Raw genomic sequence first — 12,442 nt, forward strand, 5'->3', positions numbered from 1 at the left:
CGATGACTAAAATTGTGTTTATGGGAACGCCGGCGTTTGCCGTGCCTTCCTTGGAAATGCTGCTGCAAGAAGGTTATGAAGTGGCTGCCGTCGTTACGCAGCCGGATCGTCCGGTCGGCCGCAAGCGGGTATTGACGCCGACTCCGGTCAAAGCGGCGGCGCTGGAGCATGGACTTGCCGTGTGGCAGCCGGAGAAGCTGCGCGTCTCCTCTGCCATTGAAGATATGCGCGCGCTGCAGCCGGATCTTATCGTGACGGCGGCTTACGGGCAGATTTTGCCGAAATCGGTGCTGGACATTCCGCGTCTAGGCTGCATCAACGTCCACGGCTCGCTGCTCCCGAAATACCGCGGCGGAGCGCCGATTCAGCGTTCGATTATGAACGGAGAGCCGGTAACCGGCGTGACGATTATGTATATGGCGGAAGGCATGGATACGGGCGACATGATAAGCCGGGTCGAGGTGCCGATTACGGACGCCGATAACGCGGGAACGATGTTCGAGAAGCTGAGCGCGGCGGGCTCTGACCTGCTCTGCCGCACGCTCCCGGAATTGATTGCGGGACGAGTGGAGGCCGTGCCGCAAAATCATGATGAAGCGACGTATGCCCCGAACTTGAAGCGCGAGGATGAGCAGCTTGATTGGACTCGTCCGGCGCGTGACCTCTTCAATCAAGTGCGCGGACTCGTTCCGTTCTCCGGCGCGTATACGACTTGGAACGGGGAAGTGTTCAAGGTGTGGGCGTGCGAAGCTCCAGGCGACTCATCTGCAGATGCCGGCGGGCGTGAACCGGGAACCGTTTTGAACGTGGACGGGAGCGGGATTGAGGTGCAGACGGGCGCAGGCACGCTGTGTCTGACCCAGGTGCAGCCTGCGGGTAAAAAGGCGATGCCGGCTGCTGAATTCGTGCGCGGCGGTAAGCTGAGCAAAGGGACGGTGCTGAAGTGAGCGAGCGGGGGTCCCAATCAAGCGGCAAGCGGCGCACGTCGCGCGACGTCGCGCTTGAGGTGCTCGTTCAGGTGGAGAAGGAGCATTCATACAGCAATCTGAAGCTGAACGAAGCGCTGCAGGCGGCCAAGCTGGAGCGGGTCGACGCGGCGCTCGCGACAGAGCTTGTGTATGGCACCATCCAGCGGCTGAACACGATTGACGGCGTTCTGGAGCAGAAGGTGCAGCGCGGGCTGGCTAAGCTGAAGCCGTGGATGCGCAATCTGCTTCGCATGAGCCTGTACCAGCTTCGGTATTTGGACCGCGTGCCGCCCCATGCGGCGGTGAACGAAGCGGTTGCAATCGCGAAGCGGCGCGGCCAGCAGGCGATGGGCGGCTTCGTGAACGGCGTGCTGCGCGCCGTCATGCGCGAGCCGGAGCTGTGGAATGCTCCGGCTGCGGCTGATGCGGTCAGCCGCATCGCTTGGGAGCATTCGCACCCGGCGTGGCTCGTGAGCCGCTGGGTGGAGGCCTATGGCGAAGCGGATACGGCGGCCATGTGCGCAGCCAACAACCGGCCGCCGCACGGCAGCGCGCGCGTGAATCGGCTGCGGGCCGAACGGGATGGGCTCCTTGCCGACATGCAGGCGAGCGGATTGAATGTCAAGGCGTCTGCAGTTACGCCGGATGGCATCGTCGCCGCAGGGGCGGGCAACCTGGCGCACAGCGTCTGGTACCAGGACGGCCGCTTGTCCGTTCAGGACGAGAGCTCGATGCTCGTCGTCCAAGCGCTGCGGCCGGAAGCGGGGATGCGGGTGCTCGATTGCTGCGCCGCTCCGGGCGGCAAGTCCACCCATATCGCCGAAGCGATGGGCGATATGGGCGAGGTCGTCGCGAACGACGTTCACGCCCATAAGGTGGCGCTTATCGCCGAGCAGGCCGCCCGCCTTGGGCTGAAGTCGCTGCGCACGATGAACGCCGATGCGGCTGCGCTCAGCGAGGCGCTGCCGCAAGGCAGCTTCGACGCCGTGCTGCTCGATGCGCCGTGTACTGGCTTCGGCGTTATCCGCCGCAAGCCTGACATCAAATGGACGAAGCATCCAGAGGATGTATCGTCCATTGCGGCGCTGCAGGCGCGGCTGCTCGCCGAGGCTGCGCGGCTCGTCCGGCCGGGCGGCCGCCTCGTCTACTCCACGTGCACCGTGGAGCACGTGGAGAACGAAGCCGTCGTGCGTGCGTTCCTCGCGGAGCAGGCGCACGACGGCTGGGGGCTAGACGAGACGTGGAAGGCCGCGCTGCCTGCCGCAGCGCTTGCCGCGGCGCTGGAGCGCAGCCCGTCTGGCATGCTGCAGGTGCTGCCGCAGGACGCCGGCTCCGATGGCTTCTTCATTGCCTGCTTGACGAAACGTTAACGCTGACGCTGGAGCAACAGATTCAATTGCAAAGCCGCAATATTCAAGGGAATTCACTTGAATGATTGCGGCTTTTTTCATGCGGGAATCCGCTCAGGGACGGGCTTCCAAGCTGTGGCTTTTAGCATGACGGCCATTTGTGGTAAAATAGATCGACTGCATGACGAGTTAACAATTGAGAGGTTGGACAGACACATGAAACCATTTATATACGATTTAACTTTTGAACAGCTGCAGCAGTGGCTGAAGGAGCAAGGCGAGCCTGCGTTTCGCGCCGGTCAAATATTCGATTGGCTCTACGTCAAGCGAATCAATGATTTTCACGAAATGACCAATCTGTCCAAGTCACTGCGGGATAAGCTGGAGGAGCATTATCAATTTGTGACCCTGAAAGAAATTACACACATGAAATCGCAGGATGGAACGTATAAATTTCTATTCGGCCTGCATGACGACCATGCTATCGAAACCGTAATTATGAAGCACAACTACGGCAACAGCATCTGCGTGACGACACAAGTCGGCTGCCGCGTCGGGTGCACGTTCTGCGCCTCCACGCTTGGCGGGCTGAAGCGGAATCTGTCTGCCGGAGAGATTGTGGCCCAAGTGGTCGTGGCGCAGAAGATATTGGATGAAACGGATGAGCGCGTCAGCAGTATCGTTATCATGGGGACGGGGGAGCCTTTCGAGAATTACGATGCGACGATGGCCTTCCTCCGCACCATGATTCATGAGAAGGGACTCAATATCGGCCAACGGCACATTACGGTGTCGACGAGCGGCATCGTGCCGAGCATTTACAAGTTCGCTGATGAAAATACCCAGATTAATTTGGCGATCTCGATCCACGCGCCGAATGATGCGCTTCGTTCGAAGCTGATGCCGGTCAATCGCCGCTTCCCGTTCGAGGAAGTAATGAAATCGCTCAAGTATTATCAGGAAAAGACCGGCCGGCGCATTACGTTCGAGTATGCGCTCATCGGCGGCGTCAATGACAAAGTGGAACAAGCGGAAGAGTTGGCAGATGTGCTGAAGCGGATGGACATGCTGGCACATGTCAATCTCATTCCGGTAAACTATGTGCCGGAGCGGAATTATGTCCGCACCCCGCGCAATGATATTTTCAAGTTCTACCGCGCGCTGCTGGACCGGGGAATCAATGCTACGATTCGCCGCGAGCAAGGACATGATATTGCGGCAGCATGCGGCCAGCTGCGTGCGAAGCACATGGAGTCTAAGACGAGGTGAGTTACAATGAAAGCTGTGCATCGTTCCGATGTCGGACGTGTACGCGCAGTGAACGAGGACCGCGCATACGTTGCCGCGCTTAATAACGGCTATTACTTGGCGATTGTGGCCGATGGGATGGGCGGTCATCAAGCAGGCGACATAGCAAGCCGCTTGGCGGTGGAGACCGTAGTGTCCGAGCTCTCGGCGCTGCCGCAAGATTTGCAGGACAACCAGCTGGCGCATGCGCTGGAAGCTGCTATTCTGCGAGCCAATCAGACGATATTTCATATCGCGTCCCAGGATGAAAAATATTATCACATGGGAACAACCATCGTTGCGGCTTTATTCGATCAGTCGCAGTCCGCAGGCTATATTGGACATATCGGCGATAGCCGGGCCTATACTGTCGATCGCCAAGGCATCATTCAATTGACAGAGGATCATACGCTTGTGAACGAGTTGGTGAAGAACGGTCAGATTGAACCGGAGGATGCGGTGCGGCATCCACGCCGGAATGTGCTCATCCGCGCGCTTGGAACCGACGCGCAGGTTGAGGTGGATATGATGCCGATTACGCTTGGCAACGGACAATATCTTCTGCTGTGCAGCGACGGCTTGACCAGCATGATGAATTCCGAACAAATATGGAGCACTGTCATCGATCCTTCCCTTCCGCTCGAAGCGAAAGCAGACCGTTTGCTGGGGCAGTCGCTCGATGCTGGCGGAGACGACAATATCACGATCATTCTGTTGAAGCAGCTTGAGTCCGGCACCATGGGAGAGGGGTGGAACTCGTGATTGGAACAACATTGGCTGGGCGCTATGAAATTATCGCACGCGTCGGCGGCGGCGGGATGGCGCTCGTCTATAAAGCGCTCGACAATTTGCTTAACCGTTATGTAGCGGTCAAAGTGTTGCGTCAGCAATTCGTGCACGACGAGGAATTCATTCGCCGCTTCCGGCGTGAAGCCCAATCCGCCGCGTCCTTGTCCCACCCGAATGTGGTCAGTATTTATGATGTGGGACAGGAAGAAGATACGCATTTTATCGTTATGGAATATATCGAAGGACATAACTTGAATGAAATTATTCAGGACCGGGCACCGCTGCAGACGGAAGAGGCAGTGCGCATTTCTATTCAAATCTGCGATGCGCTGGATCATGCCCACCAGAACCGAATCATTCATCGTGACATTAAACCCCATAACATTCTTATCGGGAGAAATGGCCGCGTGAAGGTGACGGATTTCGGAATCGCGCGTGCGGTTACCTCTTCGACGATTACGCAGACAGGTTCGGTCGTAGGCTCGGTGCATTATTTTTCACCCGAGCACGCCAAAGGGGTATCGACCGGGGAGAAGTCCGACTTATATTCTCTCGGCATCGTGCTGTATCAAATGCTTACGGGCAAGCTTCCGTTTCTGGGGGAAAGCCCGATTAGCGTTGCGCTAAAGCACTTGCAGGAACCGTTTGATGAGCCGCGGCTTGTCAATCCGCATATTCCGCAAAGCGTAGAGAATATTATTTTGAAGTCGATGCGCAAAAATCCGGCTGAGCGCTATCAGTCGGCCGCGGAAATGATGCGGGACTTGGAAACATGCTTGTCCGCCGAACGGGTGCATGAGCAGAAGGTTACCTTTGTTTCGCGCACGCCTTTTGACGATGAACAGGAGACGAGAGTGATGCCTGCGATTCGCCCGATGGAGAAAAGTGCGCCCAAGGAGTATAGAGCCCATGCCGCTTCTTCGAACTCCGGCGCTGCCGGTTCATCCTCGCCTTCGCCCGCCGTTGCAGAAGCGAAGGCGCGCAAGTCCTGGGTGAAGCCAGCCATGTGGGCCGGCGTGACGCTGCTCTTTCTTGCCATTATGGTCGGTGTCGTATTATACGTGAAGAGTTTGCTTGTCGTTAATGATGTAAGCATGCCGAAGCTCATTAATTTGACGGAGCAAGCCGCGAAAGACAAGCTGAAGGAATTTAAGCTTGAGGTGGAGGACCCTATCGTTTACGAGCATAAAGAAGGATTCGAGAAAGGGATCGTCTTCGACCAAAGCAAGCCGGAAGGCACTAGAGTGAAAGAAGGCTCGGCCATACGCCTGTATGTCAGTGAAGGAACTCCTCTCGTGTCGCTGCAGGATTACTCGGGCAAGCCGTTCGAGACGGCCGTGCAGCAGCTGGTCGAGCTCGGATTCGAGAGCACGCGCATAACGAAGGAGGAAGTATATCACGATGAGGCTGAACCGGGTGTCGTCGTCGGAATGACGCCGCAGCCGAATTCCCAGGTCGATCCGAAGACAGCTTCGATTAAGTTTACGGTCAGCAAAGGAAAAGAATCGTTCGGCATGCCGAATTTGGTTGGTTTGACGAAGGATGAGGCGGTAGCGAAGATTGAAGCGAGCGAATTGAAGCTGGCCAAAGACGGCATTGTCGAAGAGCCAAGCTACGAGCCGCAAGGGCAAGTCTTCATGCAAAAACCGTTTGAACCGAACGATCCGGTGTCTAAAGGGGCCGAAGTGAGGATTTATGTAAGCTCCGGGTTCCCTCCTGAAGCGCTGAAATATACGTTCCCTCTCCCGGTAGCTCCGAAGGAAGAAGGAAAGAGCAGCACGATACGGATTGTGTATACGGATGCGCGCGGAGAGAACATGGAATGGGGGACGGAGAAGATTACATCCACCCAACTATTCAACGTAGATCTTGTTTTGGCACCGAACAAAGATGGGGTCGTCCTCGTGTACCGTGACGGCACATTCCTTGATACGTATCCGATATCCTATATCGATGCGAAGCAGGGCACTGTACCGATACCCGAGATCAACGACCCCGCGGCCAGGCGAGTCGAAGGGGAAGGGCAAGAACAAGAACAAGGACAAGAACAAGGGCAGGAATCCGTGGACGGACAGACACAATCGTCAGAACCCGGACAATGAAGATGACGACAATGAATAATCGGATTGGGGTAGATAAAACCGTGGAGGATATTGCATGCCAAAAGGCTTAATCGTAAAGGCGCTGAGCGGTTACTATTACATTCAACCGGAAGAAGGATCGATCGAACAGACGATCCAATGCCGTGCCCGAGGAATATTTAAAAAGAAAGGCGTGTCCCCGCTCGTTGGGGACCGCGTTATTTTTTCCTTGACAGAGAACGGGGAAGGGACGGTAGACGAAATCGAGCCGCGTGTATCGGAGTTGATTCGTCCGCCAATCTCCAATGTGGGGCTTGCCGCACTCGTGTTCTCCGTAGTGGAACCGGCCTTGAACCGCCAACTGCTGGATAAGTTTCTCGTACATATTGAACATGCCGGTTTAGATGCCGTTATCGTGCTGACGAAGTGGGATATTATCGAGCAGCTTCCGCCAGCGAAGGGCGCTGCGGTCCGCAGCGAAATGGATCATATAATGGAACTGTATGGCCGTATTGGCTACGACGTCATACCGACAAGCGCCGCAGGCGGTTACGGCTATGATCGGGTAGCGGACAAGCTAACGGAAGATATTAGCGTCTTTGCCGGCCAATCCGGCGTAGGGAAATCTTCCTTGTTGAATGCGATGATACCGGGCATACAGCTAGAAACGAATCATATCAGCCAGCGCCTGGGGCGCGGCAAGCATACGACTCGTCATGTCGAGCTGCTGCAGCTGCCTCACGGCGGTTATATCGCCGATACGCCGGGATTCAGCCAACTCGATTTTTTAGAGCTTGGCGTGGAACAGCTGGGAATGTGCTTCCGTGAGTTCCGATCTTACGCGGAAATCTGCAAATTCCGCGGCTGCACGCATATTCATGAACCTGGCTGCCAGGTGAAGGAAGCGGTAGCGAACGGTGAGATTGACAAGACGCGCTACGGGCATTACGTATTATTTTTTGAAGAAATGAAAGAAAAAAAACGGAGGTACTAGCATGAAACAGATTGAGAACATTCAGATCGCCCCCTCCATTTTATCAGCCGACTTTGCCAAGCTTGGTGAAGAAGTCCGCGATGTGGAGCAAGGCGGCGCCGATTGGATTCATGTCGATGCGATGGACGGCCGCTTCGTGCCGAATTTGACGCTTGGGCCCATCGTTGTGGAAGCGATCCGCCCGCATACGAAGCTGCCGCTAGACGTTCATCTCATGATTGTGGAGCCGGACAAATACGTGCCTGCCTTTGCCAAGGCGGGTGCGGACTTCATTACGGTGCATGCGGAGGCATGTCCTCATTTGCACCGGGTCGTGCACCAGATTAAAGAAAGCGGTGCCAAGGCGGGAGTCGCTTTAAATCCGGCCACATCTTTGTCTTGCATCGAAGAAATTCTCGATGATGTTGATCTTGTCCTGATTATGACGGTCAATCCTGGCTTTGGAGGACAGCGCTTCATCACATCGATGACGGACAAGATTAGCCGCTTGCGGGCTCAACTGCACGAGCGGGGACGCCACGATGTATACATTGAAGTGGACGGGGGAATTACGGCGGATACCGCGCCGCTTGCCGTGCAGGCAGGGGCCAATGTGCTCGTGGCCGGGAGCGCCGTATATGGCGCTTCTGATCGCGCTGCCGCAATTCAAGCGATACGGTCAGCAGCAGTAGCTAGATAGATATCCTCATAGAACATGGCAGGACCCGACGGAAAAGGGGAGATGGACGATGTGGAGATCGAAACTGATACTCGTGCTGTACAGCTTTGTGTGCGGGTCATTGGTCGGAATGTATGCGTTTTTGAAGCTGCCGCTTAACTTGGTTTGCTCGTTGGGCGCTCTATTTTTAGGTATTCGTTTCTTCAAACGCTATGAAACGAAAGGGATGCGTATCGGTTTTATTTTGCTGGCGATTTTATTTTACTTCGTTTTTGTCTTTGTGATGTCCATGGCTATTTACATGCAGCAAATGCCTGCGCCTGCTGCATAAAGTAAAGACGGAAACGGGCTTGTCAGCCTTGCATAGATGATATGGCTGCGGCATATGATGGTTACATGAGCACAGATCTCTCATGTAACCTTTTTTATTTCCATGGTTCGCGAGAAAGGGCCGGCTATTGATTCCGGGCGGCGTAGGATGAGATCGACGAGGAGGGTGGAAGATGAAGTTTTATACATTTAAGCTGCCGAAATTTTTAGGAGGATTCGTCAAGGCGATATTAAATACGTTTCAAAAAAACTGACACTCCCGGCGGCCATTCTGCTGAATCCGTAATCATCCATCCTAACGATATAGCACCCGAGCGGGAGCGGGACATAGCTTAGCAGACGAAATGCTTATGACGGGTTCCGGTCGCAAGTAGAAACGGCCCAGCCGTCCTTGTTGAAAGGACGGACCGTTTCTGCAAGATGAATCAGCGCAAGCATCTTCTCATTCTCAGCGTCTGCACGAAGTGAGCTGAGGTGAAAAGGACAACTCCTCATCAGAGCAGTACCTGTACTTTCTCCCACGATCAAAAAAGCACCTGATACCGTTCAGGTGCTCTTTCTATATAATCCATGGGATTAGACGCGAGTCACTTTACCTGCTTTCAATGCGCGCGTGCTCACGTAGACGCGTTTTGGTTTACCGTCTACCAGAATACGGACTTTTTGCACGTTTACACCCCAAGAGCGGCGGTTTTTGTTGTTCGCGTGCGATACGTGGTTACCTGAGCCACGTTTCTTCCCCGTTACAAAACATTTGCGAGCCATGCCTAACACCTCCTTATCCCAAAACAACACTGCATGCAATTAAATACTTAAATATGATATCATATTCTAAAATCTCCCGTCAACTGAATCAAAAACTTTGTTTATTTATGTTTTCTATTATAGTACAATGTTGATTAGTCCATAATACTCAAAAAAAGGAGTGGAACGAACCATGACCATCCAATTGGATACCGATTATGGAAAAGTGAGTATTTCCGAAGAAGTCGTAGCAGTCATCGCCGGATCTGCGGCAATGGAATGTTATGGACTTGTGGGCATGGCTTCGCGCAAGCAATTAAAGGACGGCATTGCCGAACTGCTTGGACGTGAAAATTTGTCGCGTGGTGTCGAAGTGCGCCAGGAACAGGATGCGCTACATATAGATTTATATATTATCCTTAGTTACGGGACGAAGATTTCCGAAGTGGCGCACAACATTCAAGTGAAGGTGAAATACGTGCTGAATGAAATAGTCGGTCTCACCGTTAACGAAGTGAACATCTTTGTGCAGGACGTGCGTGTATCAAGCTAGGAAGGGGAATATTCGTTGAACAAGCGTTCTTTAAATGGAACACAATTTGCCAATATCGTGCTGGGCGGTGCAGATTCGCTCCATCGCCATGCCGAATACGTCAATACATTGAATGTTTTTCCGGTACCGGATGGGGACACGGGAACGAACATGAATTTGACGATGACTGCTGGCATTACGGAAATGAAAGCAAAAATGTCAACATCTATCGCCAAAACGGCGGAGGTGTTGTCTAAAGGGCTGCTTATGGGTGCTCGGGGGAACTCGGGTGTTATCTTATCTCAATTATTCCGCGGGTTCAGCCGGGGAGTAGCAGGCCATGATGAAGTGAATTCAGTCCAATTCGCGCATGCGATGCAGAGCGGCGTGGAGACGGCATATAAGGCGGTCGTCAAGCCTGTTGAAGGCACGATTCTGACCGTCGCAAAAGAAACGGCCAAGCATGCGGTTCATATTGCCCGCCGGACTCCGGACTTGGTCGATTTCATGCGTGAAGTGGTAGCCAAAGCGAATGAAGCATTGAAGAAGACACAGGATATGCTGCCCGTTTTGAAGCAAGTCGGGGTGGTTGACTCGGGTGGACAAGGCTTAGTATATATTTATGAAGGTTTTTTAAGCGTGCTTGAATCCGAAGACGGCGTATTTCACGAGACGGCAGTTCCTGCTGCGGCACCCGCTCAGGCGAAGCAGCCTGCGGCGCCCGCCCTTGAAGCGCCAATTTCTGCGCAGGCCAAGCTGAACACGGAAGACATCGAGTTTTTATATGATATGGAATTTTTTATTGACCGTTCCCGCAACGGTTCTAATGCCAAGCCGTTTAATGAGGATTTTTTCAGGAAAGCGCTTGCTAAAAACGGGGATTCCATTATCGTCATTCCGGATGACGACATTATTAAAGTTCATGTCCATTCCCGCAAGCCGGGTGAAGTCCTGGATCTGGCGATGGGATACGGGGAACTTATCCGAATTTGCATCTTAAATATGCGCGAGCAGCATCGGGAACTCATTCAAGGCGAGCATGGGGAAGTGTCTGCTATGCCTGAGGTATTTGCCGATATTCCTGCGCCTGCAATGTCCGCGGAGACATTGCCTGTCGAACCGCCGGCCGATGAGATTGCCCCTTACGGTTTTATTGCTGTGGCGATGGGTCAAGGCATTGGTGATATATTCAACAGTCTGGGCGTGGACGTCGTGTTGTCGGGCGGACAGACGATGAACCCGAGCACGCAAGATTTCATCGATGCGATCGAGACGATTTCGGCGCAGCATATTTACATTTTGCCGAACAATTCCAATATTGTGATGGCAGCGAAGCAAGCGGCTGAGATTGTGGAGCGCGGTGTGACGGTCATTCCAAGCAAGACGATTCCGCAAGGCATTGCCGCGGCTTTTGCGTTCCAGGAAGATGAGAGCTTGGAAGTAAACACGACGGCAATGGAAGCTGCCATCAGCCATATCATATCGGGTCAAGTGACGTATGCTGTCCGGGATACGACGCTTGATGGCCTCGACATTAAAGCAGGCCACTATATGGGCATTGCAAACGGCAAAATTATCGCGACGACCGAATCGGTAAACGATACGCTGCAGCAGTTGTTGACGAAGATGCTGGCTGACGGCGGAGAAGTCGTTACATTGCTTACCGGGGAAGAAGCGCGCGAAGAAGATACGGAAACTTTGATCGCGTGGCTGAATGAGGAATATCCGGAAGCCGAAGTGGAAGTGCATCAAGGCGGACAGCCGATTTATTCCTATATTGTTTCCGTCGAATAAGGACAATGTGAAGGGGGGATTTCTGTATGGCCCATATCCGTATCGTAACGGACAGCACCGCGGATATTCCGCATGAAGTGCGAGCGCGTTACGGAATTGACATGGTTCCTCTCAAAGTGCATTTCGGCAATGAAATGTATAAGGATGCGGTAACTATCAATGCGGAAGAGTTCTATGAGAAGTTGGCGAAAGCAAAGCAATTGCCGACAACGTCCCAACCTTCGCCAGTTGAGTTCATGGATGTATTCAAGCGTTTGAATGACGAGCAGCCGGATACTCAGATTATTTCGATTCATCTCTCAGCAGCCTTAAGCGGAACGTACCAATCCGCCGTACTTGCCAAAAATATGATGGAGGAAGCAGCGGACATTACGATTGTCGATTCCAAATCCGCCTCCTACGGCTTCGGGCTCATTGTTGTCGAAGCGGCGCGCATGGCTCAAGCCGGCCATTCCAAAGAAGAAATATTGGCGATGATTGAACGTTATCAGCAGGAGCGCAAGCTTTATTTTCTGGTGGACACGCTGGAATATTTGCAAAAGGGCGGACGCATCGGGAAAGCCGCCGCTCTGTTCGGTACCCTGCTTAACATTAAACCGATACTTTCTGTCGATAGTGAAGGCGAAGTATGCGCGTTGGATAAGGTGCGTGGCCATAGAAAGGCCTTGGGGCGCGTGCTGGAATTTTTGCGGCGCGACTTCGCAGGGAAACCGGTGCATGCAGTCATCGGGTATACGAGCGATAAATCAGCAACAGACGAATTGAAGGAAGCAGTTAGGGCTGCGTTTGACTTGCGTTCCTTGGACTATGCGATCATTGGATCCGTCATCGGAACGCATGTAGGAACGGGCGTCGGCGCTGTGTTCATGTGGCCCGCAGACGAAGGGCACGCTTAAGGAAAGTGAACGGAATGTCA

13 protein-coding genes are annotated in these 12,442 nt (G+C 53.7%); 12 read left to right on the forward strand and 1 reads right to left on the reverse strand.

What is annotated here, in order from left to right; genetic code table 11:
* Positions 1–2 precede the first annotated feature (2 nt).
* The 9 genes from fmt to spoVM all read left to right on the forward strand — a co-directional run bounded on the left by fmt (position 3) and on the right by spoVM (position 8,710).
* Positions 3–947, forward strand: a complete 945-nt coding sequence (gene fmt / locus JSQ80_RS20120) for a methionyl-tRNA formyltransferase (protein ID WP_206096458.1) — start codon at positions 3–5, stop codon at positions 945–947.
* On the forward strand, positions 944–2,338 hold the full coding sequence (gene rsmB / locus JSQ80_RS20125) for a 16S rRNA (cytosine(967)-C(5))-methyltransferase RsmB (protein ID WP_206096459.1): 1,395 nt from the start codon (positions 944–946) through the stop codon (positions 2,336–2,338). The genes fmt and rsmB overlap by 4 nt, the downstream gene beginning before the upstream one ends.
* Before the next feature lie 195 nt (positions 2,339–2,533).
* Positions 2,534–3,586: a dual-specificity RNA methyltransferase RlmN gene (gene rlmN, locus JSQ80_RS20130; RefSeq protein WP_206096460.1), complete on the forward strand. Its 1,053-nt coding sequence runs from the start codon at positions 2,534–2,536 to the stop codon at positions 3,584–3,586.
* Between the two features lie 6 nt (positions 3,587–3,592).
* Complete coding sequence (locus JSQ80_RS20135) at positions 3,593–4,366, forward strand: Stp1/IreP family PP2C-type Ser/Thr phosphatase (protein ID WP_087432729.1); 774 nt, start codon at positions 3,593–3,595, stop codon at positions 4,364–4,366.
* Complete coding sequence (pknB, locus tag JSQ80_RS20140; RefSeq protein WP_206096461.1) at positions 4,363–6,495, forward strand: Stk1 family PASTA domain-containing Ser/Thr kinase; 2,133 nt, start codon at positions 4,363–4,365, stop codon at positions 6,493–6,495. The genes JSQ80_RS20135 and pknB overlap by 4 nt, the downstream gene beginning before the upstream one ends.
* Before the next feature lie 55 nt (positions 6,496–6,550).
* On the forward strand, positions 6,551–7,468 hold the full coding sequence (gene rsgA / locus JSQ80_RS20145; RefSeq protein ID WP_206096462.1) for a ribosome small subunit-dependent GTPase A: 918 nt from the start codon (positions 6,551–6,553) through the stop codon (positions 7,466–7,468).
* Between the two features lies 1 nt (position 7,469).
* The gene (rpe, locus tag JSQ80_RS20150) at positions 7,470–8,147 is read left to right on the forward strand and encodes a ribulose-phosphate 3-epimerase (protein ID WP_087432732.1); all 678 of its coding nucleotides are present in this window, start codon (positions 7,470–7,472) and stop codon (positions 8,145–8,147) included.
* Between the two features lie 49 nt (positions 8,148–8,196).
* A complete protein-coding gene (locus tag JSQ80_RS20155) occupies positions 8,197–8,457 on the forward strand; it encodes a hypothetical protein (protein WP_087432733.1) in 261 nt (86 codons plus the stop codon).
* A 172-nt stretch (positions 8,458–8,629) separates the two neighbouring features.
* A complete protein-coding gene (gene spoVM, locus JSQ80_RS20160) occupies positions 8,630–8,710 on the forward strand; it encodes a stage V sporulation protein SpoVM (protein WP_019424875.1) in 81 nt (26 codons plus the stop codon).
* A gap of 322 nt (positions 8,711–9,032) precedes the next feature.
* Here the strand turns inward: spoVM and rpmB are convergent, their stop codons facing one another.
* Positions 9,033–9,221: a 50S ribosomal protein L28 gene (gene rpmB, locus JSQ80_RS20165; RefSeq protein ID WP_019424877.1), complete on the reverse strand. Its 189-nt coding sequence runs from the start codon at positions 9,219–9,221 to the stop codon at positions 9,033–9,035.
* Positions 9,222–9,393: 172 nt separating this feature from the next.
* Between rpmB and JSQ80_RS20170 the strand changes: the two genes are divergently transcribed.
* Genes JSQ80_RS20170 through JSQ80_RS20180 form a run of 3 tightly spaced genes read left to right on the forward strand, consistent with a single transcriptional unit; the run spans position 9,394 to position 12,422 of the window.
* A complete protein-coding gene (locus tag JSQ80_RS20170; protein WP_087432734.1) occupies positions 9,394–9,753 on the forward strand; it encodes an Asp23/Gls24 family envelope stress response protein in 360 nt (119 codons plus the stop codon).
* 15 nt (positions 9,754–9,768) lie between these two features.
* Positions 9,769–11,526 (forward strand): DAK2 domain-containing protein, encoded by a 1,758-nt coding sequence (locus JSQ80_RS20175; protein ID WP_206096463.1) that lies wholly within the window; start codon positions 9,769–9,771, stop codon positions 11,524–11,526.
* A gap of 26 nt (positions 11,527–11,552) precedes the next feature.
* Entirely contained in the window at positions 11,553–12,422 is an 870-nt protein-coding gene (locus JSQ80_RS20180; protein ID WP_087432736.1) for a DegV family protein, read from the forward strand.
* The last annotated feature ends 20 nt before the right edge of the window (positions 12,423–12,442 follow it).

The sequence above is a fragment of the Paenibacillus apiarius genome, from assembly GCF_017052585.1.
GTDB classification, from domain to species: Bacteria; Bacillota; Bacilli; order Paenibacillales; family Paenibacillaceae; genus Paenibacillus_B; species Paenibacillus_B apiarius.